This window comes from Agromyces sp. NDB4Y10 (genome assembly GCF_001620055.1).
Lineage (GTDB): Bacteria > Actinomycetota > Actinomycetes > Actinomycetales > Microbacteriaceae > Agromyces > Agromyces indicus.
Window position 1 is genome coordinate 31,791 of record NZ_LQGY01000001.1, and the last position, 22,446, is coordinate 54,236.

Consider the following 22,446-nt stretch of genomic DNA (forward strand, 5'->3'; position numbering starts at 1 on the left):
TTCAGGCGACGCTGATCCGCAGCCTAGGTCGCGCTCCGCGACGTGGGAAGAGTCTTGGCCAAGTCGTCACCTCAGGTTCGGGATTTCGGCCGATTTTGCTCATCTGAGCAGCGACTTCTGCTCACATGCGCAGGCCATGGGCGCTCCATCGGCCTAGGCTGAGCCGGTGCTCACGGCCGTCCTCTCGCTCACCGGCGCCCTCGTCTACGGTGCCGCCGACTTCCTCGGCGGACTCGCCGCGCGCCGACTCGGCGCGGTCCTCGCGACGGCCGTCTCGGCGGCGTCGGGCCTCGTCCTGCTCGCGATCGCCCTCCCCGTGACGGGCGGGGCGTGGTCGGCCGAGGCGGCGACCTGGGGCGCGCTCTCGGGCCTCGTGGGGGCCGTCGCCATCTCGCTGCTCTACGCGAGCCTCGCGATCGGGCCGATGAGCATCCTGTCGCCGCTCACCGCCCTGGTCTCGGCGATCACGCCCATGATCTGGGGCACCGTCGTCGGCGGCGAGCGCTTCGGCCCGATGGCGGCGTGGGCGCTCGGGCTCGCGCTCCTCGCCGTGGTGCTCGTCGGGTTCGTTCCCGAGCGCGGCGCCGTCCGCCCGAGCGCGCGCGGCCTCGCGTTCGCGACCGGATCCGGCCTCGCCATCGGCGCCTTCTACATCCTGATCTCCCAGACGCCCGACGACTCGGGGGTCGTGCCGCTCATCTTCAGCCGCATCGTCAACACCGTGCTGATGTTCGGCGTGTTCGGCCTGCTCGTGCTCGTCGCCCGGCGCGCGTCACCCGCGCCCGCGCTCAAGGCGGTCCGTGAGACCACCCCGAGAACGGATGCCGCGGCCCTGGCCGCCGCATCCCCCGCCGGCCCGGTCGCGAACGCCGCCCCAGGATCCGCTTCGGACGCACGGTCCGACGCGCGCACCCCGGCTCGGGAGGGCCTCGCGGTCGGGTTCGCCATCGCGATCGGCTGCGGCCTCCTGGACGCACTCGCCAACGTGCTCATCCTGCTCGGCATCCGCGCGGGCGACCTCGCCGTGGCCGCCGTCCTCGCGGCGATGTACCCGGCGGGCACGATCCTGCTCGCCGCCGCGGTGCTGCGCGAGCGCATCGCGCCCGTGCAGTGGGTGGGTCTCGTGCTCGCGCTCGCCGCGGCCGGCATGCTCGCGCTCGCCTGAGGCTCGGGCGACCCGCGCGGCCGGGCTACAGCCGCACGACCTCGGTGATCCGGACGACCGCGGTGCCCTCCTCGGCCGACGCGACCAGGTCGACCTCGCCGCGGATGCGCCAGTCGTGGTGCCCGGCCGGGTCGTCGATGGTCTGCTCGACGCGCCACAGGCCGTCCGCGGCATCCGTCTCGTCGATCGCGACGAGCCTCGGCGAGCGCGCCGGCCCGCCGGTGCCGATCGAGTCGTGCTCGGCGTAGTACGCGTCGAGCGCCTCGGGCCACATGGGACCGGGGTCGAGCCCGACGAGCTCGTCGTCGTGGTCGAGCGCGGCGAGCTGCACGCGCCGGAACAGCTCGTTGCGCACGAGCACCGTGAACGCGCGCCGGTTGGTGACGACGGACGGCGGTGCGGGCGGCACGACGGGCGCCTCGTCCTCGGGCAGGTGAGAGCGCGGGTCGACGAGCTCGGACCACTCGTCGACGAGGCTCGAGTCGACCTGGCGCACCAGTTCGCCGAGCCACTCGATGAGGTCGAGCAGGTCCTCGTCCTTCGCCTCATCGGGCACCGTCTGGCGGATAGCGCGGAACGCGTCGGACAGGTACCGCAGCACCAGCCCCTCGCTGCGCTGCAGCTGGTAGTACGACACGTACTCGCCGAACGACATCGACCGCTCGAACATGTCGCGCACGACCGACTTCGGGCTGAGCTCGAAATCGCGCACCCACGGCTGGCTCGCCGCGAACGTCTCGAACGCGTGGGCGAGCAGCTCGTCGAGCGGCTTCGGCCAGGTGACCTCCTCGAGCAGCGCCATCCGCTCGTCGTACTCGATGCCGTCGCGCTTCATCGCGGCGACCGCCTCGCCGCGGGCCTTGTACTGCTGTTGCGACAGGATCGGGCGCGGGTCGTCGAGCGTCGACTCGATGATCGACACGACGTCGAGCGAGTAGTGGCCGGTGCCCTGCTCGCTCGTCTCGGGGTCGAGCAACTCGATCGCGGCGAGCGCGAACGGCGACAGCGGCTGGTTGAGCGCGAAGTTCGGCTGCAGGTCGACCGTGAGGCGCAGGTCGACGCCGAGGGGCCGGTCGGCGGCATCCGTCGGCACGAGCTCGACCACGTCCGCGTCGCGCAGCGTGCGGAGGATCTCGAGCGCGCGCCGAGCGAGCTCGTACCGCCGCGCCCGGGTCTCGTGGTTGTCGAAGACGAGCGAGCGGATGCCGCGGGCGACATCGCCGCCGCGCCCGATGACGTTGATCAGCATGGCCGCGCTGAGCTTCAGCTGCGGCTGCAGCGGCTCGGGTTCGGCGGCGACGAGTCGCTCGAAGGATCCCTCGCCCCACGTCACGAACCCCGCCGGCGGCTTCTTGCGCACGACCTTCTTCAGCTTCTTCGGGTCGTCGCCGGCCTTGCGGATCGCGGCTTCGTTCTCGATCTCGTGGTCCGGCGCGAGGACGACGACGGTGCCCGCCGTGTCGTACCCGGCGCGCCCGGCGCGGCCGGCGATCTGGTGGAACTCACGGGCGCTCAGCTGCCGCATCCGCTGCCCGTCGTACTTGGAGAGCGCGGTGATGAGCACCGAGCGGATGGGCACGTTGATGCCGACGCCGAGCGTGTCGGTGCCGCAGATGACGCGGAGGAGGCCGCGCTGCGCGAGCGTCTCGACGAGCCGACGGTAGCGCGGCAGCATGCCGGCGTGATGCACGCCGATGCCGGCGCGGACGAGCCGCGACAGCGTCTTGCCGAACCCGGTCGTGAACCGGAACCCGCCGATCGCCTCGGCGATCTCGTCGCGCTGCTCGCGCGTCACGACCCGGATGGACGACAGCGCCTGGGCGCGCTCCATCGCGGCGGCCTGCGAGAAGTGCACGATGTACACCGGCGCCTGGCGCGTGCCGATGAGGTCCTCCACGGTCTCCTGCACGGGCGTGCGGGCGTACGAGAAGTGCAGCGGGACCGGCCGCTCCACGCCCGTGACGCGCGCGGTGTCGCGGCCGGTGCGACGGCTGAGGTCGTCCGCGATCGCGGTGACGTCGCCGAGCGTCGCCGACATGAGCACGAACTGCGCGTGCGGCAGGGTGATGAGCGGCACCTGCCACGCCCAGCCGCGATCGCCGTCGCCGTAGTAGTGGAACTCGTCCATGACCACCTGGTCGACGGGCGCATCGGCCCCCTGGCGGAGGGCGAGGTTCGCGAGGATCTCGGCCGTGCAGCAGATGATCGGCGCGTCGTGGTTCACCGAGCTGTCGCCCGTGACCATGCCCACGTTCTGCGCGCCGAAGATCTCGACGAGCTGGAAGAACTTCTCGCTCACGAGCGCCTTGATGGGCGCCGTGTAGTAGGTGCGACCCCACGGGCGGCCGGCGGCGCGGTCGGCGGCGGTGCGGGCGACGGATGCCGCGTGCGCCGCGACCGCGACGAGCGACTTGCCCGTGCCGGTGGGGGTCGAGAGGATCACGTTCGCGCCGGAGACGAGTTCGATGACCGCTTCGTCCTGCGCGGGGTACAGCGCGAAGCCGCGACCCTCGGCCCACGTCACGAACGCGTCGTACATGGCGTCGGCGTCGTACGGGCTCGGGACGGCGTCGAGCAGGCTGGAGGTCATCCGTCCGAGTCTGCCCCATGCGGCCGGGAGCGGCGAACGGGGGAACCGGAAGCCGGGCGGCGAGCGCCTCCCCCAAGGCGCCCGCCGCTCGCGGCCGGTTGATCGGGGAGCCGGCCGGCGCCGCCGGTTCGGGACGGACCTGCGCGGGCCGGCTCTCCGGTCGGACCCACGGTGACAGTTCCCCCTGCGGTCCGTGGTGTGCGACCGAGGTCAACGGTACGGATGCCGCGCCGCGGTTGCCTCAGGGTCAACCCTGAATCAGGGCCGTTCCGCGTCGGGCCGGGCCACCGTCGGCCGGACCACCCCCGCCGGGTCGCCCCCGGTGAACACCTCGACGATCGCCTCGATCAGGCGGAAGGGCACGAGCGCAAGGAAGTGGACGAGCAGCAGCGGGCCGAACAGCGCCAGCGGATAGGTGAGGGTGATGAGGAGCGACGCGCGGGACCGCCACGGCAGTGCGGCGAGCGCCGGTGCCGCGGCGAGCGCGAGCCACCACGGACCCCCCAGCACCGCGAGCACGACGGATGCCACGACCACGAGCACCCCGAGCGCGACCTGCCCGAGCAGCAGCCATCCGGCCGCACCGGCGTAGGCGCGCTCCCGGTCGGCCGACACCCACGCCCACATCAGCCAGGCGCGCATCCGGGGGACGCCCTGCTCGAGCAGCGCCCGCCGGAACACGAGGTCGTCCTCGCGCCGCTGCAGGAGCGCTCGCCTCGGATCGCCGAGGGCCTCGGCCGCGAGCGATTGCGCGTCGTGCAGCACGGCGGGCGCCGACTGCCGCCCGTAGCTCGCGATGAACCCCCAGAGAGGGCTCGGCACCGAGGCGAGGTCGGTGACGCCCGACGGCGGCGGCCCCTCCCCCGCCGCCGGCGCGCGGTACCGGCGGCCGGACACGGGGTCGACGTAGACGACGGCATCGCGGAGCTCGAAGCGGTGGCCGTCGGCCGGTCGCTGCGCCAAGCGCAGTTCGTCGAGCGGGGCGCCGTCGTCGCGCAGGAAGGGCATGCGGCCTCCTTCGGGTCTCGGCCCATCCTGCCGTGCCCCGGCGTCAGCCGAGCAGCAGCGACACCGCGAACAGTACCGGCACCGACCCCACGGTGGTGAGGAACACCGTGTCGCGTGCCGTGACCTCGGCGGTCTCGTAGCGCTGCGCGAACACGAACACGTTCTGGGCCGTCGGCAGGGCCGCGAGGACCGTGACGGCGTAGAGCTCGCGCGCATCGAGGCCGAACACGAACGCGCCGACCGCCCAGGCGACCAGGGGCATCGCGAACAGCTTGAGCGCCGAGGCGAGCAGCACGTCGCGTCGCCCCGTGCCGGGCTCGAACATCCGCTGGCCGTGCAGCGAGAGCCCGTAGGCGATGAGCATGAGCGGCACCGCGGCCTGCCCGATGAGCTGCACCGGATCCATGATGATCGGCGGCAGCTCGAGCCCGGTGACGGAGACGAGCACGCCGAGCAGGGACCCGACGATGATCGGGTTGAGCAACGTCGAGCGCAGGATGCCGCGGGCCGAGGGACGACCCTCCGCGGCGATGCCGAGCAGCACCAGGACGATCGGCGCGAACACGAGCAGCTGCAGCAGCACGACGGGCGCCGAGTACGCGGCATCGCCCAGCAGGTACAGGGCGATGGGGATGCCGATGTTGTTGCTGTTGACGTACCCGGCGCTCAGCGCGCCGATCGTGGTCCGCGCGAGGCCGCGGCGGAACAGGACCGCGGAGACCAGCGCGAAGACGAGCATCATGGTCACCGCCGCGATCGCCGAGACCGGGAGCAGCGACGAGAACAGGCGTCGCACGTCGGCCGTGGCGAGCACCGAGAACAGCAGGAACGGCGCGAGGACGCTGAAGTTCAGGCGCGCGAGGACGGGGCGGGCGCTCGGCCCGAGCACCCCCGTCCGCGCGGCCAGCCATCCGACGAAGACCGCGAGGCCGATGACGGCGAAGCCCGTGAGGATCTCGATCACGGATGGCGAGCCGGGGTCACCAGCGGTGGTGCACCGACGCGCGGATCTCCCGGTCGTACAGGTCGCGCACGGCCGCGTCGAACGAGTCCGGCAGCTCGAGCGAGCCCGCCGCGGCGTTCGCGCGGGCCTGCTCGGGGTTGCGGGCGCCGGGGATGACCGTCGAGACGCCGGACTGCCGGGCGACCCACGCGAGGGCGACCTGCGCGGGCGTGGCATCCGGTGCCGCCTCGCGGGCGAGCCGGGCGAACTCGGACGCGGCGCGCACGCCCGTGGCGTAGTCGACCCCCGAGAACGTCTCGCCGACGTCGAACGCCTCGCCGTGGCGGTTGTAGCTGCGGTGGTCGTTCTCGGCGAACTCGGTGTCGAGCGTGTACCGGCCCGACAGCAGGCCGCTCGCGAGCGGGACGCGCGCGATGACGCCGACGCCGTACTGCTCCGCGACGGGCAGCACCTCGTCGACCGGCTTCAGGCGGAAGGCGTTGAGGATGATCTGCACCGTCGCGACGTTCGGCCGCGCGATCGCCGCGAGCGCCTCGTCGACCTTCTCGACGCTCACGCCGTACGCGGCGATCGCGCCGTCGGCCACGAGGGTGTCGAGCGCGTCGTACACCGCGTCGTCCACGAAGACCGACGTGGGCGGGCAGTGCAGCTGCACGAGGTCGAGCGTGTCGACGCCGAGGTTGCGACGCGACCGGTCGGTCCAGGCGCGGAAGTTCTCGAGCACGTAGTTGTCGTGCTCCTGTGGCATCCGTCGGCCCATCTTCGTCGCGACCGTGACGCCCGCGTCGGGGTTCGCCGCGAGCCATCGGCCGATGAGCGACTCGGAACGCCCGTCGCCGTAGACGTCGGCGGTGTCGAAGACCGTGACGCCCGCCTCGTGCGACGCGTCGAGCACGGCGAGCGCGTCGGCCTCGTCGACCTCGCCCCAGTCGGCGCCGAGCTGCCAGGTGCCGAGCCCGATGGCCGAGACGGTGCGGCCGGTGCGGCCGAGGGTGCGGGTCTGCATGCGTGCTCCTCCGAACGGATTCCTCGTGCGAGCCTAGTCGCCCGCGTATCGTGAACGGCATGGACGGTGACGGGACGGACGCCCCCGCTCGCGGCGCCGAACCCAGACGGTTCCGACTGCCGAGGACCAGCATCGAACGCTGGGTGTTCTGGCCGGCGGCCGTCGTCGTCCTCGCGATGAGCGGGTTCGCCCTGCTCGCGCCGCGGGCGGCCGAGGCGGCGTTCGGTGCCGTGCAGACCTCGATCGTCAACGCGTTCAACTGGTACTACGTCCTGATCGCGGCGTTCTTCGTCGCCTTCAGCCTGTTCGTCGGGTTCAGCCGATACGGCGACATCCGGCTGGGTGCCGACGAGGACCGGCCGGAGTTCTCGCTCGGCGCCTGGTTCTCGCTGCTCTTCGCCGCCGGCATGGGCATCGGGCTCGTCTTCTACGGCGCGAGCGAGCCGCTCAGCCACTTCGCCTCTCCGCGCCCCGGCGTCTCGGGCACGCCCGAGCAGCTCGCGCAGGCCGCACTCAGCCAGACGTACCTGCACTGGGGCGTGCACGCCTGGTCCATCTACGTCGTCGTCGGGTTGGCGCTCGCCTACGCGATCCACCGCCGCAAGCGCCCGATCTCGATCCGCTGGACCCTCGAACCGCTCCTCGGTCGCCGGGTGCGCGGGGCGTGGGGCAACGTGATCGATGTGGTCGCGCTCGCCGGCACGCTGTTCGGCGTTGCCACCTCCCTGGGGCTCGGCGTGCTCCAGATCAGTGCCGGGCTCGACGCGATCGGCCTCGTCGAGCCGTCGCCGACCACGCAGGTCGTCATCATCCTCGTCATCACGGTCTTCGTCCTCGTCTCGGTGCTCTCGGGCGTGACGCGCGGAATGAAGTGGTTGTCCTCGACGAACCTCGTGCTCGCCGGGCTCCTCGTGCTGTACCTGCTGGCGTTCGGGCGGACCGAGTTCCTGCTGCGCGAGTTCGTCCAGTCCATCGGCACGTACATCCAGAACTTCGTCGGGCTCTCCTTCAACGTGAGCGCCTTCCAAGGTGCGACCGGCGAGGCGTGGCAGGCGACGTGGACCTCGTTCTACTGGGGATGGTGGATCTCGTGGGCGCCCTTCGTCGGCATCTTCATCGCCCGCATCTCGCGTGGCCGGACCGTCCGGCAGTTCGTCGCGGGCGTCATCCTCGTGCCCACGCTCATCGGCATCCTGTGGTTCAGCGTGCTCGGCGGGTCGGCGCTCCACCTGGAACTGACCGAGCCGGGGAGCCTCGTGGGCGCCGACGGCAGCGTCGACGTCGAGGGCACCCTGTTCGCGCTCCTCGAGTTCCTGCCCGCGACCGGGGTGCTCACGACGGGCGTGATCATCCTCATCACGATCTTCTTCGTCACCTCGTCCGATTCCGGGGCACTCGTGATGGGCATGATCGCCACCGGCGGCCAGATCAACCCCCGCAAGTGGGTCCGCACGTTCTTCACGCTCGTCACGGCCCTGCTCGCGATCTCGCTGCTGCTCGCGGGCGGCCTGCGAGCCCTGCAGACCGCGGCGATCATCATCGCCCTGCCGTTCAGCGTCGTGATGCTGCTCATCTGCTGGTCGACGATCATCGCCTTCAGCCGGGAGCGGCGGGCGTACGAACTGGCCCGGCGTGCGCAGCTGATGGATCAGATCGGCGAGTACTACGGCCTCGAGGTCGAGGCGCCGCTCGAGCGGGGCGTCGTCGGACGGGGGCCGGGGTGGCTGCGCCGGCTCGGACGCGCCGTGCGGCCGCCTGGGGCGCCCCGGCCCGCTCCGGAGCCGGCGCCGGCCGCACCGCTACGGCCGGTGCTCACGCACGTCGACGACGGGCTGCCGCCGCGGCATCCCTCACGGCGAACGATGGAGTCGCTCTACGCCGAGTCGAGCGGCGTGCCCACCGACGAGGTGGACGACCTCGTCGAACACGACCCCCGGGCGCCCGGCGACGTGACCGACGTGCCGGACCGGACCACGGACGACGACGGGCGCGATCCGTTGCACTGAGTCCGCCCTCGCACCGGTCGACCGGGTCACCCTGCGATCTCGACGGCCCCGCCGCTCACGACGATGCCACCCGCTTCGGGGATGTCGACGACGAGCTCGCTCGGGCGGCCGACGTGCCGGCCCTGGGCGATGCGCACGCGCGCCGGCGGCTCGACCGCGGCGAGCGCGCGCAGGTTGCCCCCGACGGCCGCTGCAGCGGCGCCGGTCGCGGGATCCTCGGTGATCGTGCCGACCGGGAAGACGTTGCGCGCCTCGAACCGGAGTGCGCCGTCGGCGGCGTCCGGGAGCCGGTGCAGCACCGTGATCGTCGCGGGCCAGTCGCGGGCGTCCATGAGCGCCCGTGCGGCGTCGGGATCGAAGGTGAAGGCGTCGAACGCGGCCGCGTCGGCGACCACGAGCACCGGGTGGCGGTTGCCGGCGAACGAGATGCGGGGCGGATGCCGCTCGTCGAGCTGCGACGCCCGGAGCCCGAGCAGGTCGAGCAGCTCGGCGAGCACCGGCTCCGGCATGGGCTCGACCCGCGGCTCGACGCTCGTGAACGCCGCGCGGAGCGCCCCGTCGACCTCCGCCGTCTCGATGCGGACCTCGCCGACGGGCGTCGCGAATCGCACCCGCCCGGGCCCCTCGCGCTCGGCGATCGCGACGGCGGTCGCGACCGTCGCGTGACCGCAGAACGGCACCTCGGCGACCGGTGAGAAGTAGCGGATGACGCGGGCGCCGTCGGCGCTGCCCGTGACGAAGGCGGTCTCGGCGTACCCGACCTCGGCGGCGATGCGCAGCAGGTCGGCGTCGTCGAGCCCGGCCGCATCGAGCACGATGCCGGCGGGGTTGCCGCCCTCGGGGTCGGACGTGAAGGCGGCGTAGCGGAGGATCTGCGGTGCGGGGGTCACCGGTCCATCGTCGCTCGCGGCGCGGCGCCCGTCGCGGTCCAGTCGGCGATCAGTGGCCTGCGCCGCGCCAGGCCGGGTCGATCGCGACGAGCCGGACGTCGTCGAGCCGCCCGTCGCGAGCGGTCGCCGTCATGAACGTCGCCACGGGTTGGCGGCGCCGGTCGGTCGGCGAACCCGGGTTGAGCAGGCGCAGGCCGTTCGGCGCGGTCGTGTCCCACGGGATGTGGCTGTGCCCGAAGACGAGGACGTCGACGTCGGGGAATGCGGCCTGCATCCGCCGCTCGCGGCCGACGGCGGCTCCGGTCTCGTGGACGACCGCGATCCGGACGCCGTCGACCTCGATCCGGGCCACCTCGGGCAGGCGGGCGCGCAGCGCCGCGCCGTCGTTGTTGCCGTGGACGCCGACGAGTCGCGCCGCCCGGGCCTCGAGCGCGTCGAGGGTGGCGACGTCGACCCAGTCCCCGGCGTGGACGACCAGGTCCGCGGCATCCACCGCGGCCCAGGCCTCGGGCGGCAGGTCGTGTGCGCGCTTGGGCAGGTGCGTGTCGGCGAGCAGGACGAGGGAGGTCACCCCCTCATCCTGCCCGCCCGCGCCGGGAGCGCCCCTGTCAGGCCGTCGCGTCCTGCTCGGCGCCGAAGCGCTGCCGCGCCTCATGCGGGATGAGCGGCCGCTCGCCGCGCGCCCGGATCTGCTGCACGGCCCACGAGTTGCCGTCGGGGTCGGCGAACCCGAAGAACGTGCCGCCGTCGCGCGGGTCGATCACCTGGATCGGGCCGGCGTCGACGCCGCGCGCGACGAGTTGCTCGCGCGCCGCCTCGGCGTCGGCGACGACGAGCTGCACCCCCTTGAGCGAGCCGGGCGCCATCTCGGACTGCGCCGGGAGCGTGCCCATGACGATGGAGCACCCGGACCCCGGCGGGGTGAGCTGCACGAACCGGTGCGGCCCGGCGTGCGTGTCGTGGTCGAGCTCGAAGCCGACGCGGTCGCGGTAGAACTCGATCGCGCGGTCGAGATCGCTCACGGGGACGATGACGACCTCGAGCGTCCAGTCCATGTCACACCTCCGCCGCGAGCAGGGCGTCGAGCCGGGCGAAGCCCTCGCTCACGCCGCGTTCCATGCCGGACTGCACCATGCCGTCGCGAGCCTCGAGGCTCGGGTACACCGAGTGCCCGCGCAGGCGCGTGCGCCCGTCGCCGAGGTCCTCGAACGTCATGGATTCGACGGCGACCACGTCGGGCACGCCCTCGAACTCGAAGGTCTGCACCGCGAACTCGTTCTCGCGGACCGTGTGGAACGTGCCGTTGAAGGCCCAGTCGTTGCCCTCGGGGTCGGTGTGCACGTAGCGGTACCCGCCCTGCGTCCGGTAGTCCCAGCGTTCGATGCGCATCTCGTACCCGTCGGGTCCGAGCCACTGCCGCACGAGTTCGGGGTCCCGGTGGGCGGCGAAGACCGCCGACACGGGCGCGTCGAACACGCGCTCGATATCGATGTACGGCAGCCCCTCGGGGGCGGTGATGGTGACGGGGTTGCGGGTCTCGGTGGTCATGACGACGACTCCTTCGTGTCGCTGCGGGCGAGCAGCGCGTCGAGCTTGCGGTACTGCTGCTCGTGGATGAGGCGATACCGGTCGATCCACTCGGTGAGCTTCTCGAGCGCGGCCGCATCGAGGTGCACGGGGCGACGCTGGGCGTCGCGGCTGCGGGTGACGAGTCCGGCGGACTCGAGGACCCGGATGTGCTTCGACACCGCCTGCACGGTGATGTCGAACGGTTCGGCGAGTTCGTTGACCGTGGCCGGTCCGCGGCTGAGCCGCGCGACCATCCGTCGGCGAACCGGGTCGGCCAGCGCCAGGAAGGCACGGTCGAGCCGGTCATCGGCGTCGGCGGCATTCATATTCAACCAATCGATTGATCAACTCACTGGTTGATAAGCTACGCCGGTCGGTGCGCGACGTCAAGCAGGCGACCACGGATGCCGCGGCATCCGCCACCCCTCGCGCCGGCGCCCGCCGGCACGGCAGAATCGCACCACGCCGCGCACGCCGCGCGGCCCGCCGCAGCCCACCCAGGAGGCCCCATTGTCCGTCCTGCTCACCCCGTACCTGAGCTTCCGCGACGAGGCGCGCGAGGCGATGGAGTTCTACCATTCGATCTTCGGCGGCGAGCTCACGCTCAGCACCTTCGGCGACTTCGACGCCGCCGAGAATCCCGTCGAGGCCGACAAGATCATGCACGCCCACCTCGTCTCCGGCGACCTCAACCTGATGGGCGCGGACACCCCGAACGAGATGCCCTTCGAGGCGGGGACCAACTTCGCGGTGTCGCTGAGCGGCGGGCACGAGGACGAGGGACGGCTGCGGGAGTACTGGGAACGCCTGACCGACGACGGCCAGGTCACCGTCGACCTCGAGCCGACCCCGTGGGGCGACGCCTTCGGCCTCGTCGTCGACCGGTACGGCGTGCAGTGGATGGTCGCGATCGGCCGGGCGTCGGTGCCCGCGACCACCGCAACGGCGGACCGGGAGACCGCGGACGAATAGGCCCGGATCCGCGTCGCTCGGCCCGGTTATCCGTTATCGGAACGGTTCTCCTCATCTTTCGCTAGACCGTCTAGTAAAACGCTACGCTCGGATCACCGAACAGCACGACGGGCCGAACAACCGGCCCGATGACGACCGAGGGGACACGATGGGACAGCTCGCATACGGGTTCGACGGCCACCACTACGTCATCGACGACCGCACCCTGCGCCACCTGCGCGCCGCCGTCTTCGCCAAGCTCCGCCGCCGTGAGCCGTTCGCGCTCACCCTGCGCGGCGACGCCACCGCGGGCGCCGCGGCCGAGACGCTCTGGATCGAGCCGGCCATCCCGCTCCGGTTCGTCTTCGACGCCGAGGAGTCGGGACCGCTCGACCGCGCCTGGCTGGAGCGCCTCGTCGCTGCAGCCAACTCCGCCGCCGGCATGAGCATCGAGACCGAGGCGAGCGAACCGCCGCTCGCCCTCGTCGGCTGAGGCCGACCGCGCTCCGCGCGCGGAACGGGCCCCCGCACCGCCTCGGCGGTCGGGGGCCCGTTCACGTGCGCGCCCTCGGATCGGACGCTCAGTCGAACAGCTCCGACAGCCAGTTGTCCTTGCGCTTCTTCCGCGGCGCGCCCTGGTCGTAGCGACGGTCGTCGTAGCGGCGGTCGTCGTACCGGCGGTCGCCGTACCCACCGGTCGCCTGCCGCAGCAGGTCCATCGGGTTCGCCGGAGAGCCCTGCTGCGGCGGAGCGGGCTGCTGCGGCGCCATCTGCGGCGCGGGCGGCGGGGGCACCGGAGCGCTCGCGCCACGGGCGAACTCCTGCCCGGCGCGCTCGATGATCTTGTCGAGCTCGCCGCGGTCGAGCCACACGCCACGGCACGTCGGGCAGTAGTCGATCTCGATCCCGCTGCGCTCGCTCATCACGAGGACGGCGCCGTCGGTGGGGCACTGCATGCTGACTCCTTCATCACGGGTGGGGCCGCGAGCCTATCGGGGCAAGCTGCGAGATCGGCGGGACCGGTCGGCTCCGACACGGGCCGCGTTCACCGTGCGGAGCTCCCCTCCGCGACCTCCGCCGCGGCGGCGAGGTCGTCGACGAGCCGGGCGAACGCCGCCTCGCGCGCCGGGCGCTCCCGCAGCCGGAGGACGGCCGACGGATGTTCCGTGACCACCGTGGGCGCCGGGAGCGGCCGCCCCGAACGATCCTCCTCCAGCACCCGACCCCGCACCTCGCCGATGCGCACCGCCGAGCCGACGACCGCGCGCGCCGCCGTCGCCCCGAGGCAGACGACGACGCGGGGCCGTACCACGTCGAACTCCGCCTCGAGCCAGGGACGGCATGCGACGACGTGCGCGACCGCCGGCTTGGCGTGGATGCGCCGCTTGCCGCGCAGCTCGAATCGGAAGTGCTTGACGGCGTTGGTGAGGTACGCGTCGCCGCGCGGGATGCCCGCCGCGTCGAGCGCCCGGTCGAGCAGGCGACCCGCGGGCCCGACGAAGGGCTCGCCCTCGAGGTCCTCCCGGTCGCCGGGCTGCTCCCCCACGAGCATCAGGCGGGCACCCGCCCCACCGGACGAGAACACCACCTGCGTGGCGTCGCGGTAGAGCTCGCAGCCGCGGCATCCGGGAGCGGCCGACCGGAGCGCGTCGAGATCGGCCGCGGCGGGCACCCACGCCTCGGCGCCGGGACGATCGTCCTCGGCTCCGGCGTCCGGGCGCTCCTCGGCGGGGGTCATGCGGGCGAGGCTACGACCCGCACCCCCGGCGCCCCATCCCGTTGCCCGGGCGCGTGCCGCATGCTACGGCCACGGATCCCGGAAACGGCGAACGCCGGGCGGACGATGAGTCCGGCCCGGCGTTCGGGTGCGACGCGCGATGCGCGTCGTGCGCTCAGATCGCGCGGATGTTCTCGGCCTGCGGGCCCTTCTGACCCTGGACGACCTCGAACTCCACGTTCTGGCCCTCGTCGAGCGAGCGGTAGCCGCTGCCCGTGATGGCGCTGAAGTGCGCGAAGACGTCGGCGCTGCCGTCGGAGGGGGCGATGAAGCCGAAGCCCTTCTCGGCGTTGAACCACTTGACGGTTCCGGTTGCCATGCTGTGTATTCCCTTGCTTCGAACCGGGCCGAACGGTTCGGCCCGTCACGTTCGGCCAGACGGCCGTCCGCAGTCCCCCGACGGATGTCGGTGGACGATGTCCGAGGGTGCTGCGCCGTTACGGCGGCGATCCCTCGGTCTCGGGTCATGCCTGCGGATCGTGCCGCCTCCGGGCAATCAGTCGTGACACGGGCGGGCGCCCGCAAGTTGGAGGAACCTTCAGGCTATCCCATCCTTCCTGTGCGTCCGCAATACGTTTGCGTAACGTCTCGCGGGGACCGCTCCCCATGGCCGCGCGCGGGCGCGTGGATACAGTGGACGGATGCCCGACCAGCCAGCCGATCCCGTCGTATCCGCGCCGCGACCGGCGTCGCCGCTGCGGCTCATCGCGGTCGGGGTGGTGGGCGGCCTGCTCTCCGGCGCGTTCGGCGTGGGCGGCGGGATCATCATGGTCCCCCTGCTCATCGTCCTCGCGGGATTCGACCAGCGCCGGGCCGCCGCGACCTCGCTCGCGGCCATCGTGCCGACCGCGATCGTCGGCTCGATCGCCTACTTCGCCAACGGCGAGGTCGATCTCGCCGCGGCGGGCCTCGTGGCCGTGGGCGGCATCGGCGGATCCTGGATCGGCGCCCACCTGCTCCGGCGGCTGCCGATCGGGTGGCTGCGATGGGGCTTCATCGTCCTGCTGCTCGTCGTGGCGGTGCGCCTCGTGATCGTGCCGCCGGACCGGACCGCGGACCCGGCCGAACTCGACCTCGGCATCGGCATCGCCTACGTGGGGCTCGGGTTCGTGATGGGCATCGCGGCCGGCCTGTTCGGCATCGGCGGCGGGCTCATCATGGTGCCCGCGTTCATCACGCTGTTCGGCATGGGCGACCTCCTGGCGAAGGGCACCTCGCTCGCGGCCATGATCCCCACGTCGATCTCGGGCAGCATCGCCAACATCCGCGGCCGGATGCTCGTCGCGCGCGACGGCCTCATCGTCGGCGCCGCCGCGACGCTCGCCGCGATCCCCGGGGTCGCCCTCGCGTTCCTCCTGCCGCCGACGGTCGCGGCGTGGCTGTTCGCCGCGCTGCTCGTCGCGGCATCCGTGCAGCTCGCCGTCCGCGCCATCCGTGCGGGGCGTTCGGAACGCTCGTGACTCCGGGCGACCGGGCCGCCGGCTGGCACCCCGATGAGACGGATGCCGCGCTCCTGCGCTACTGGGACGGCTCCGGGTGGACGCCGCACACCGCGCGCGCGGGCGCCGTGCGGGTCGCTGTCCCCGGCGACGTCGCCGCGGCATCCGCTGCCCCGAGCCGGCCGGAGCCGGCGCTGCACCGCACGATCCGCCTCGCGGAGGCCGTGGCCGACCACACCACGATCCCGACGCCGCCCGCCGCGCGCCCGGTCGACGACGGTCGCGGCACGGTGCGCGTCGCGAGTCCGGCGGGCACCGTCACCGCGGCGGCGGCGCTCGTCATCGCCTGCGCCGCCCTCGCGATCGCCCTGATCGGCTGACCGGCTCGGCGGCGTCAGCCGCACCAGTCGCTGCGACCGCCCGCGAGGCTCAGCACGATGCGGCCGGTGTCGACCTCCACGAGGGTCGTGATCGTGTCGGCCACCCACGGCTCGTCCTCGTAGCCGTCGTTCGGCGCGCCCACCGCGCCCGTCTCGACGGCGACGAGGGTGCCACCGGGGGCGAGGCAGTGGTCGAGCACGGCGGAGCCCTCCGCCGGCGCGAACACGACCGAGGTGCCGTCGGCGTCCGCCCGGGCGACGAGGGAGGCCTGGCCCCCGTCGGAGCCGTCGAAGATGAGCACGTTGAGCAGGTGCGCACCCGCGAGGTCGAGCGACGTCACCCGGCCCGGGTACGCCCCGTCGGGCAGGTCCGCCGGGGGCAGCTCGAGGGTCGAGGTCTCCCCGGTCGCGAGGTCGATCGTGGCGCCGCGATCGGGATCCGCGACGACCACCGTGCTGGTGCCCGGGAGGATGCCGCGCAACTCGGTGTGCGAGCCGAGCGGTGTCGACGGGCGCACGCCGGCCGCGTCGACCAGGAACATCGCGCCGTCGCGGTCGCGCACGACGAGCGACGAGGTCCCGGGAACGAACGCGTAGTCGTCCACCGACATGGGCGACCCGTCGAGTCCGAGCACGGGTTGCGGCGTCGCCGTCACCCCGTCGGCGACGTCGAGCACGTGCAGCGTCGCGAATCCGCCGGCGCCGTCCTGGACGAACCCGAGCAGCGGGCGGGTGGTCGAGGCCTGCAGGTTGCGCACGTCGCCGGACTGCGGAAGCGCCAGGCTCGCCGGCGGGCCCTCCTGGCCGGCGGCGGCGATCCGGAGCGCGTTCGCGCCGTCGTCGAGGAGCTCGATCGCCGCGATGACGTCGCCGGCGTGGGCGAAGGACTCGATCCGCGGTGCGGCGAGCACGACCTCGGGCTCACCGCCGCCGGTCGCGACGCGGACCACCGTGTCGTCGCCGTCGGCGCGGCGCTGCAGCACGTGGAGCACCTCGTCCGCGGTGCGGAACTCGTGCCGCAGCGCCGACTCCGGTCCGCCGCCGACGGCGCGCACCCCGGCCACCTCGACGACGTAGTCCTGCGAGGGGCGCAGCGGCGCGGCGAACGCGACGCGCACCGTCCGATCGTCGACCGAGACCGTGGCATCCGTCGCCGGGTCGACCCGCACCGCGCTCGCGTCGAGGTCGGCGACCGGCTGGTTCAGGCGGAACTCGATCGTCGTCCCCGCGAGGCGCGTCGCGTCGCCGAGGCCGGCGACCGTGTCGAGCACGCGCGGCCCGCGGAGGGCGTTCGCCGCGCCCAGGCCGACGACGAGCACCGCGAGCACCGCGACGATGGCGAGCACGAGCCGCGTGAAGCGCGCCGACGCGGGCGGCGACTCGGCAGCGCCGGCGACGGGCGACTCAGAAGACATACGGCTGCTCCGGCTGCCCGGTCGGTTCGACCGTCTCGGGGACCAGCACGGGCGACGGCCCGCCGGCGGGGTCGACGTCGAGCCGGCCCTCCGCGGTGACCCAGTCGTCGGCCGCGAAGCGGTCCTGCCAGCCGGGCAGGTGCACGGGCACGCCGACGGGCTGCGCGTCCACCGCGCAGCAGGTGACCGTGAACCGGGCGACGTAGAAGACGTCCTCGTCGTCGGGCGACGGCAGCACGAACCCGGTGACGGAGATCGGGTCGGCGAAGTCGGCCGGGTCGGGGTTCTGCCGCAGGATGAGGGCCCAGTCCTTGACCGTGAACGACGAGGTGTCGCCGCCGACGAGGTCGGGCGCGGCCGAATCTGGGCCGACGGCCGCGGCGTTCAGCTCGCGGTTCTCGGCGGTCGCCGTGGTGAGCGTCGCGGGCGGCAGCACGAGCAGGGCCACGGCCGTGCCGGCCACGATCGCGATGCCGGCGACCGTGCCGAGGCGACGGCGAGCGGATGCCGCGGGGCCGGCCGCGGCGGCGTCGTGGCCGTGGTGGTCGTGGTCGTGGCCGTGATGGTCGTCGTGGTCGTGGTCGTGGTCGCCGTGGTCGTGGCCGTCGGAGCCGTCGCCCGCGGCATCCGTCGCCCGCCGTCGCAGCACCGGGATCACGGCGAACGCGGCCACCACGAAGACCACCGCGATCACGGCCATGATCACCGTGAAGAGGAAGTAGCGCGGGTGGATGTAGAAGCCCAGGCGGTTCGTCGCGGCGAGCCACAGCGTCGCGACGACGCCGATCGCGGCGAGCAGCACGCCCTGCCAGCGGCGCAGGAACTCACGCAAACGCGTTCACCCCCAACCCGATCGCGGCCGACGCGAGCGCCACCACCGCCGTGACCTGCACGAGCGTGCGGGCCGTGAACGTCGTGCGCATGAGCGCGAGCATCTTGATGTCGATCATCGGACCGAACACGAGGAACGCGATGATCGCGCCCGGCAGGAACGTCGAGCCGAACGCGAGCGCGAAGAACGCGTCGACGTTCGAGCAGATCGAGATGACGAACGCCAGCAGCATGAGGGCGACGACCGACCACACCGCGTCCTGCCCGACCGCGACGAGCACGTCGCGCGACACCGCGATCTGGATGGCGCCCGCGATCGCCGAGCCGACCATGAGCGCCGGCAGCATCGCCGAGGTCTCGTCGGCGAACATGCGGACCGCCTGCCGCGCCTTCGCCGGCGCCGCAGCGCGCCCGTGCGCACCGCCGTGGGCGGCCTGCTCGTCGGCGGCGTGCGCGCACGTGGCCTGGAAGCCGGGCGTGAGCAGGCGCATCGGATCGGGGTGCCGGCTGAAGATCCAGCCGATCAGGTTCGCGACGAGGAACCCGCCGATGATGCGCCACGCGAGGATGCCGTCCTCCCAGCCGAACGCCTGGTACGTCACCACGATCGTCACCGGGTTCAGGATGGGCGCGGCGAGCAGGAAGGTCATCGACTCGCCGACCGACAGGCCGCGGAGCATCAGGCCGCGCGCGAGCGGCACGTTGCCGCACTCGCACACGGGAAGCAGCACGCCGAACAGCGAGACGACCGCGCGCCGCAGCCACGGCGTGCGCGGCAGTCGCCGCATCAGGAAGTCGGCCGGCAGGAACAGCTGCACCGCGATCGAGAGCACGGTGCCGAGGAAGACGAACGGCAGCGACTCGATGACGACGCTGATCGCGAGCGTGATGCCGTCGCGCACGCCGTCGGAGAGCGCCTCGCCGGTCTCGGCGGGGGCGAACAGGCGCACCGAGAGCAGCAGCAGCACGGCGGCGACGCCCACGCCGAACCCGACGGTGCGTCGGGTCGTGCTGGCGGGTCGCGCGGGGGCGCTCACGGGGGACGTCATCCCCTCAAGGGTAGGCAAAGCGCGAAGCGGATGCGCGCAGGGCGCGGGCGGGGCTCAGTGCTCGGGGGCGGTTCCGACGTCGTGCGCGGCGCTCCCCCGGGCGGACCGGCGGTGGGTCGCGGTCACCTCCCAGGTGCGACGCAGCGGCGCGGCGACCTCGTCGTGCAGTCGCTGCGCGAGGCGGACGAACACGAAGTCGACCATCGCGAGCTGCGCGATGCGGCTCGACATCGCGCCCATGCGGTACGCGCTCTCGCGGGCCTGCGTGGCGAGCACGTACTGCGCGGCGCGGCCCACGGGCGAGTGCGGCGAGTTCGTGATCGCGACCGTCGTCGCCCCCGCCGCGCCCGCGACCTCGAGGGCCTGGAGGGTCTCGGCGGTGAGGCCCGTGTGCGACACGGCGATCGCGACATCGCCGGGCCGCCGCAGCGCCGCGGAGACGAGCGCCACGTGCACGTCGACCGAGCACGCCGCGGAGATGCCGATGCGGGCGAGCTTCTGCTGCAGGTCCTGCGCGGTGAGGCCGGAGGCGCCGAAGCCGTACACGTCGACGTGCCGCGCGCCGGCGAGCGCGTCGACGACCGCGTCGAGCACCGTCGTGTCGAGCGCGTGCGCGGTCTGCTCGATCGCGAGCACCTCCTGGAACGCGATCTTCGAGATGACGTCGCCGACCGGGTCGTCGGGGCTGATGTCGGAGTCGGCGAGCCCGAAGCGATCGCGTTCGGCCTGCTCGCGGCTGAGGGCGCTCGCGACCTCCATGCGGAACTCGCGGTAGCCCGAGAACCCCAGCGTCTGGCAGAAGCGCGCCACGGTCGACAGCGACGTGCCGCACACGTCGGCGAGTTCGGTGATGGTGAGGTCGACCACGAGCGTCGGGTCGTCGACGACCGCCTCGGCCACCTTCGCCTCGGCGGAGCTCAGCCGCGGCAGCGCCTGCCGCACCTCGGTCAGCACGTTGGTCATCGGACTCCTCACCGGGTCTCGTCGATGATGCCGCGCAACGCTGCGCGCAGCACTCCATCCTCGCGGGCGAGTCGCTCGGTCGCGACCTCCGGCGACACCCCCGTCAGGGTCACCAGGATGGCGGGCTTCACGCGACCGTCGCACGCGGCGAGCGCGGCGGCCGCGGCATCCGCCTCGACCCCGGTCGCCAACCGGACGATGCGCTCGGCGCGCGCGCGGAGCTTCGCGTTGGTCGCGCGGACGTCGACCATGAGGTTGCCGTGCACCTTGCCGAGGCGCACCATCGCGAGGGTCGAGACGGCGTTCAGCACGAGCTTCTGGGCGGTGCCGCCCTTGAGCCGGGTCGACCCGGTGACGACTTCGGGGCCGACCACCGTCTCGATCGCGAGCTCCGCGACGCGGGCGATCTCCGAGTCGGCGTTGCACGCGAAGCCGATCGTGAGCGCGCCGGCCTCGCGGGCGTGCCGGAGCGCGCCGACGACGTAGGGCGTGCGGCCGGAGGCGGAGATGCCGACCACCGCGTCGCGCGAGGAGAGGCCGATCGCGGCGAGGTCGGCGGCACCGGCGCCGGGGTCGTCCTCGGCGTCCTCCACGGAGTGCCGGAGCGCGCGGTCGCCGCCCGCGATGAGCCCGACGACGAGCGCGGGGTCGGTGCCGAACGTCGGCGGGATCTCGCTCGCGTCGAGCACGCCCATGCGGCCGGCGGTCCCGGCGCCGACGTAGACGAGGCGGCCGCCGTCGCGGAGCCTCGGCACGATGGCGTCGACGGCGGCGGCGATCTGCGGCGCGGCCGCGCGGACAACGGCGACCGCCTCGGCGTTCGCCGCGTCGAGCACGGCGAGCTGCGCGGCCGTGTCGAGCAGGTCGAGCTCGCCGGAGTCGCCGCGGACCGCCTCGGTGGCGAGCTGCTCGAGCAGGTCGCGCAGGTCGGCGGGCGGCGTGGAGCTGGTGAGGGAGGTCATGCCTGGTCTTCCATGTTCGGGGCGGGACTCGGCTGCACGGTGAGGGCGGCGAGCCGGTGCGGTGGTGCGTCGGTGCGGTGGCGGCCGGGCGGTGCGCCGGGGCCGCGGGCGGCGGTGAGGGTGCCGAGCACGCGCGGCGTGCCGCGTCCGTGCCGGGTCAGTTCGGCGGCGATGCCGTGGCAGCGCATCCAGCCGAGCAGGCCGAACAGCAGCACCTCCTTGGCGTCGGGGTCGACGCCGCGTTCGGCGCTCGAGGCGGGGCGGATGCCGCGGGCCCCTGCGTGCGCGCCGATCCGGCGCACGAGGTCGGCGTTGTGCACGCCGCCGCCCGAGAGGACGAGGTCGGCGGTGCCGTCCGGCACGGCCGCGACGACGGTGCGCGCGGTGAGCTCGGCGAGCGTGGCGAGCAGGTCGGCGAGCGGCAGGTCCGCGGCATCCGCTCGCCTCGCCGCGGCGTCGACGACGTCGAGCGTGAACGTCTCGCGCCCGGTGGTCTTGGGCGCCGGCGCTGCGAAGTACGGGTGCGCGAGGAGCTCGCGCAGGAGCGCGTCGTGCACCGTGCCGCCCGCGGCGAGCGCACCGTCGCGGTCGTAGCCGCTCGCGCCGTCGGTGGCGCGGACGACGGCCGCGTCGAGCAGCCCGTTGGCCGGGCCGGTGTCGAACGCCTCGACCTCGCCGTCGGGGTGCACGACCTGCACGTTCGCGATGCCGCCGAGGTTCGCGGTGGCGATGGGCCGGCCCGACTCGCGTGCCTCGGCGCCGAGCCAGGCCCGGTCGAACACGGCCATGAGGGGTGCGCCCTCGCCGCCCGCGGCGATGTCGGCCGTCCGCAGGTCGGCGACCACGGGCGCGTCCATGCGCTCGGCGATCCACGCGGGCGAGCCGAGCTGCAGCGTGCCCTGCGCGCGACCGCCGTCGACCCAGTGGTGCACGGTCTGCCCGTGCGAGACGACGAGGTCGGCCTCGCCGGCCGGGGCGACGGATGCCGCGGCGTCGGCGAACGCGCGACCGAGCTCGGTGTCGAGGCGGCACCACTCCGCGCCCGTGAGGGCGGCACCGTGCACCACGTCGAGCACCCGGTCGCGCAGCCCGTCGGGCCAGGCCACGGTCCGGGTGCGGACGGGCGCGAGGCCGAGGTGCACGCCGGCATCCGCGTCGGCGCGGTGCTCGACGTCGACCAGGGCGACGTCGATGCCGTCGGCCGACGTGCCGGACTGGAGCGCGAGGATCCTCATCGGCCCGCTCCGGACGCGAGCGGGACGCCGGCCGCAGGCTTCGCCGGCGTCGTGCCGGCTTCGAGTCGCTCGCGGACGGCGATGGCGGCGAGCCGGCTCGCGGCGCGCGCGTGGACGACGGGCAGGGCGGGCGCGTCGGTGCCGGCCGCGATGTCGGGCGCGCCGTCGGCGGCGCCGACGTTGACGACGACCGCGTCGGGCCGCACGCGTGCGACGGCGACGACGAGGGCCGCCTGCGGCGGGTCG

25 protein-coding genes are annotated in these 22,446 nt (G+C 73.5%); 6 read left to right on the top strand and 19 right to left on the bottom strand.

Annotated elements, in window-relative coordinates:
• Window positions 1-166: 166 nt before the first annotated feature.
• Window positions 167-1,165, top strand: coding sequence for an EamA family transporter (locus AVP42_RS00190; protein WP_067944933.1), 999 nt, complete (start codon window positions 167-169; stop codon window positions 1,163-1,165).
• A 25-nt stretch (window positions 1,166-1,190) separates the two neighbouring features.
• On the opposite strand, the gene AVP42_RS00195 is transcribed toward AVP42_RS00190, so the two are convergent.
• From AVP42_RS00195 to AVP42_RS00210, 4 genes are all read right to left on the bottom strand, one after another.
• Window positions 1,191-3,755, bottom strand: coding sequence for an RNA helicase (locus AVP42_RS00195; protein WP_067944935.1), 2,565 nt, complete (start codon window positions 3,753-3,755; stop codon window positions 1,191-1,193).
• Window positions 3,756-4,013: 258 nt separating this feature from the next.
• The gene (locus tag AVP42_RS00200) at window positions 4,014-4,763 is read right to left on the bottom strand and encodes a DUF1353 domain-containing protein (RefSeq protein WP_067944936.1); all 750 of its coding nucleotides are present in this window, start codon (window positions 4,761-4,763) and stop codon (window positions 4,014-4,016) included.
• 43 nt (window positions 4,764-4,806) lie between these two features.
• Window positions 4,807-5,727 (bottom strand): AEC family transporter, encoded by a 921-nt coding sequence (locus AVP42_RS00205; RefSeq protein ID WP_067944940.1) that lies wholly within the window; start codon window positions 5,725-5,727, stop codon window positions 4,807-4,809.
• 16 nt (window positions 5,728-5,743) lie between these two features.
• Window positions 5,744-6,733: an aldo/keto reductase gene (locus AVP42_RS00210; RefSeq protein ID WP_067944943.1), complete on the bottom strand. Its 990-nt coding sequence runs from the start codon at window positions 6,731-6,733 to the stop codon at window positions 5,744-5,746.
• A 59-nt stretch (window positions 6,734-6,792) separates the two neighbouring features.
• Here AVP42_RS00210 and AVP42_RS00215 point away from each other — a divergent pair, with 59 nt between their 5' ends.
• Window positions 6,793-8,739, top strand: coding sequence for a BCCT family transporter (locus AVP42_RS00215; protein WP_082846862.1), 1,947 nt, complete (start codon window positions 6,793-6,795; stop codon window positions 8,737-8,739).
• 26 nt (window positions 8,740-8,765) lie between these two features.
• Here AVP42_RS00215 and AVP42_RS00220 read toward each other — a convergent pair whose 3' ends face one another.
• The 5 genes from AVP42_RS00220 to AVP42_RS00240 are packed head-to-tail and all read right to left on the bottom strand — an operon-like array spanning window position 8,766 to window position 11,524.
• On the bottom strand, window positions 8,766-9,629 hold the full coding sequence (locus tag AVP42_RS00220; protein ID WP_067944947.1) for a PhzF family phenazine biosynthesis protein: 864 nt from the start codon (window positions 9,627-9,629) through the stop codon (window positions 8,766-8,768).
• Between the two features lie 49 nt (window positions 9,630-9,678).
• A complete protein-coding gene (locus AVP42_RS00225) occupies window positions 9,679-10,200 on the bottom strand; it encodes a metallophosphoesterase (protein WP_067944949.1) in 522 nt (173 codons plus the stop codon).
• A gap of 37 nt (window positions 10,201-10,237) precedes the next feature.
• Window positions 10,238-10,684 carry a VOC family protein gene (locus tag AVP42_RS00230; RefSeq protein ID WP_067944951.1) on the bottom strand — a complete coding sequence of 149 codons (447 nt, stop codon included), beginning with the start codon at window positions 10,682-10,684 and terminating at the stop codon, window positions 10,238-10,240.
• 1 nt (window position 10,685) lies between these two features.
• Window positions 10,686-11,177 carry an SRPBCC family protein gene (locus AVP42_RS00235; protein WP_067944953.1) on the bottom strand — a complete coding sequence of 164 codons (492 nt, stop codon included), beginning with the start codon at window positions 11,175-11,177 and terminating at the stop codon, window positions 10,686-10,688.
• Entirely contained in the window at window positions 11,174-11,524 is a 351-nt protein-coding gene (locus AVP42_RS00240) for a helix-turn-helix transcriptional regulator (protein ID WP_067944955.1), read from the bottom strand. Before AVP42_RS00240 ends, AVP42_RS00235 begins: the two co-directional genes overlap by 4 nt.
• A 184-nt stretch (window positions 11,525-11,708) precedes the next feature.
• Here AVP42_RS00240 and AVP42_RS00245 point away from each other — a divergent pair, with 184 nt between their 5' ends.
• Window positions 11,709-12,170 (top strand): VOC family protein, encoded by a 462-nt coding sequence (locus tag AVP42_RS00245; RefSeq protein WP_067944957.1) that lies wholly within the window; start codon window positions 11,709-11,711, stop codon window positions 12,168-12,170.
• A 148-nt stretch (window positions 12,171-12,318) separates the two neighbouring features.
• Window positions 12,319-12,642, top strand: coding sequence for a hypothetical protein (locus AVP42_RS00250; protein WP_067944959.1), 324 nt, complete (start codon window positions 12,319-12,321; stop codon window positions 12,640-12,642).
• Window positions 12,643-12,730: 88 nt separating this feature from the next.
• Here AVP42_RS00250 and AVP42_RS00255 read toward each other — a convergent pair whose 3' ends face one another.
• The 3 genes from AVP42_RS00255 to AVP42_RS00265 all read right to left on the bottom strand — a co-directional run bounded on the left by AVP42_RS00255 (window position 12,731) and on the right by AVP42_RS00265 (window position 14,245).
• On the bottom strand, window positions 12,731-13,105 hold the full coding sequence (locus AVP42_RS00255) for a zf-TFIIB domain-containing protein (protein ID WP_067944962.1): 375 nt from the start codon (window positions 13,103-13,105) through the stop codon (window positions 12,731-12,733).
• Window positions 13,106-13,194: 89 nt separating this feature from the next.
• Entirely contained in the window at window positions 13,195-13,887 is a 693-nt protein-coding gene (locus tag AVP42_RS00260) for a UdgX family uracil-DNA binding protein (RefSeq protein WP_067944964.1), read from the bottom strand.
• Between the two features lie 154 nt (window positions 13,888-14,041).
• Window positions 14,042-14,245: a cold-shock protein gene (locus AVP42_RS00265; protein ID WP_067944966.1), complete on the bottom strand. Its 204-nt coding sequence runs from the start codon at window positions 14,243-14,245 to the stop codon at window positions 14,042-14,044.
• 322 nt (window positions 14,246-14,567) lie between these two features.
• On the opposite strand from AVP42_RS00265, the gene AVP42_RS00270 reads away from it, so the two are divergent.
• Both AVP42_RS00270 and AVP42_RS00275 read left to right on the top strand, forming a co-directional pair.
• On the top strand, window positions 14,568-15,386 hold the full coding sequence (locus AVP42_RS00270; RefSeq protein ID WP_082846860.1) for a sulfite exporter TauE/SafE family protein: 819 nt from the start codon (window positions 14,568-14,570) through the stop codon (window positions 15,384-15,386).
• Complete coding sequence (locus tag AVP42_RS00275; RefSeq protein ID WP_067944968.1) at window positions 15,383-15,745, top strand: DUF2510 domain-containing protein; 363 nt, start codon at window positions 15,383-15,385, stop codon at window positions 15,743-15,745. The genes AVP42_RS00270 and AVP42_RS00275 overlap by 4 nt, the downstream gene beginning before the upstream one ends.
• Window positions 15,746-15,759: 14 nt before the next feature.
• Here AVP42_RS00275 and AVP42_RS00280 read toward each other — a convergent pair whose 3' ends face one another.
• From AVP42_RS00280 to AVP42_RS16520, 7 genes are all read right to left on the bottom strand, one after another.
• A complete protein-coding gene (locus tag AVP42_RS00280; RefSeq protein ID WP_067944971.1) occupies window positions 15,760-17,160 on the bottom strand; it encodes a hypothetical protein in 1,401 nt (466 codons plus the stop codon).
• A complete protein-coding gene (locus AVP42_RS00285; protein WP_067944973.1) occupies window positions 17,150-17,992 on the bottom strand; it encodes a TIGR03943 family protein in 843 nt (280 codons plus the stop codon). The genes AVP42_RS00280 and AVP42_RS00285 overlap by 11 nt, the downstream gene beginning before the upstream one ends.
• Window positions 17,985-19,040: a permease gene (locus AVP42_RS00290; RefSeq protein WP_067944975.1), complete on the bottom strand. Its 1,056-nt coding sequence runs from the start codon at window positions 19,038-19,040 to the stop codon at window positions 17,985-17,987. Before AVP42_RS00290 ends, AVP42_RS00285 begins: the two co-directional genes overlap by 8 nt.
• 54 nt (window positions 19,041-19,094) lie before the next feature.
• The gene (locus AVP42_RS00295) at window positions 19,095-20,003 is read right to left on the bottom strand and encodes a MurR/RpiR family transcriptional regulator (protein WP_067944977.1); all 909 of its coding nucleotides are present in this window, start codon (window positions 20,001-20,003) and stop codon (window positions 19,095-19,097) included.
• An 8-nt stretch (window positions 20,004-20,011) separates the two neighbouring features.
• Window positions 20,012-20,965: an N-acetylmuramic acid 6-phosphate etherase gene (murQ, locus tag AVP42_RS00300; protein ID WP_067944979.1), complete on the bottom strand. Its 954-nt coding sequence runs from the start codon at window positions 20,963-20,965 to the stop codon at window positions 20,012-20,014.
• Complete coding sequence (locus AVP42_RS00305; RefSeq protein ID WP_067944981.1) at window positions 20,962-22,200, bottom strand: anhydro-N-acetylmuramic acid kinase; 1,239 nt, start codon at window positions 22,198-22,200, stop codon at window positions 20,962-20,964. Before AVP42_RS00305 ends, murQ begins: the two co-directional genes overlap by 4 nt.
• The coding region (locus tag AVP42_RS16520) for a hypothetical protein (RefSeq protein ID WP_197466909.1) at window positions 22,197-22,446 on the bottom strand (250 nt) is incomplete at its 5' end. The genes AVP42_RS00305 and AVP42_RS16520, both read right to left, overlap by 4 nt.

Excerpts from the sequence above, each read along its gene's own strand:
- AVP42_RS00195 (WP_067944935.1), bottom strand. The coding sequence starts at position 3,755 with ATGACCTCCAGCCTGCTCGACGCCGTCCCGAGCCCGTACGACGCCGAC.
- AVP42_RS00200 (WP_067944936.1), bottom strand. The coding sequence starts at position 4,763 with ATGCCCTTCCTGCGCGACGACGGCGCCCCGCTCGACGAACTGCGCTTG.
- AVP42_RS00210 (WP_067944943.1), bottom strand. The coding sequence starts at position 6,733 with ATGCAGACCCGCACCCTCGGCCGCACCGGCCGCACCGTCTCGGCCATC.
- AVP42_RS00215 (WP_082846862.1), top strand. The coding sequence starts at position 6,793 with ATGGACGGTGACGGGACGGACGCCCCCGCTCGCGGCGCCGAACCCAGA.
- AVP42_RS00230 (WP_067944951.1), bottom strand. The coding sequence starts at position 10,684 with ATGGACTGGACGCTCGAGGTCGTCATCGTCCCCGTGAGCGATCTCGAC.
- AVP42_RS00235 (WP_067944953.1), bottom strand. The coding sequence starts at position 11,177 with ATGACCACCGAGACCCGCAACCCCGTCACCATCACCGCCCCCGAGGGG.
- AVP42_RS00240 (WP_067944955.1), bottom strand. The coding sequence starts at position 11,524 with ATGAATGCCGCCGACGCCGATGACCGGCTCGACCGTGCCTTCCTGGCG.
- AVP42_RS00250 (WP_067944959.1), top strand. The coding sequence starts at position 12,319 with ATGGGACAGCTCGCATACGGGTTCGACGGCCACCACTACGTCATCGAC.
- AVP42_RS00255 (WP_067944962.1), bottom strand. The coding sequence starts at position 13,105 with ATGCAGTGCCCCACCGACGGCGCCGTCCTCGTGATGAGCGAGCGCAGC.
- AVP42_RS00260 (WP_067944964.1), bottom strand. The coding sequence starts at position 13,887 with ATGACCCCCGCCGAGGAGCGCCCGGACGCCGGAGCCGAGGACGATCGT.
- AVP42_RS00265 (WP_067944966.1), bottom strand. The coding sequence starts at position 14,245 with ATGGCAACCGGAACCGTCAAGTGGTTCAACGCCGAGAAGGGCTTCGGC.
- AVP42_RS00270 (WP_082846860.1), top strand. The coding sequence starts at position 14,568 with ATGCCCGACCAGCCAGCCGATCCCGTCGTATCCGCGCCGCGACCGGCG.
- AVP42_RS00280 (WP_067944971.1), bottom strand. The coding sequence starts at position 17,160 with ATGTCTTCTGAGTCGCCCGTCGCCGGCGCTGCCGAGTCGCCGCCCGCG.
- AVP42_RS00290 (WP_067944975.1), bottom strand. The coding sequence starts at position 19,040 with ATGACGTCCCCCGTGAGCGCCCCCGCGCGACCCGCCAGCACGACCCGA.
- AVP42_RS00295 (WP_067944977.1), bottom strand. The coding sequence starts at position 20,003 with ATGACCAACGTGCTGACCGAGGTGCGGCAGGCGCTGCCGCGGCTGAGC.
- murQ (WP_067944979.1), bottom strand. The coding sequence starts at position 20,965 with ATGACCTCCCTCACCAGCTCCACGCCGCCCGCCGACCTGCGCGACCTG.
- AVP42_RS00305 (WP_067944981.1), bottom strand. The coding sequence starts at position 22,200 with ATGAGGATCCTCGCGCTCCAGTCCGGCACGTCGGCCGACGGCATCGAC.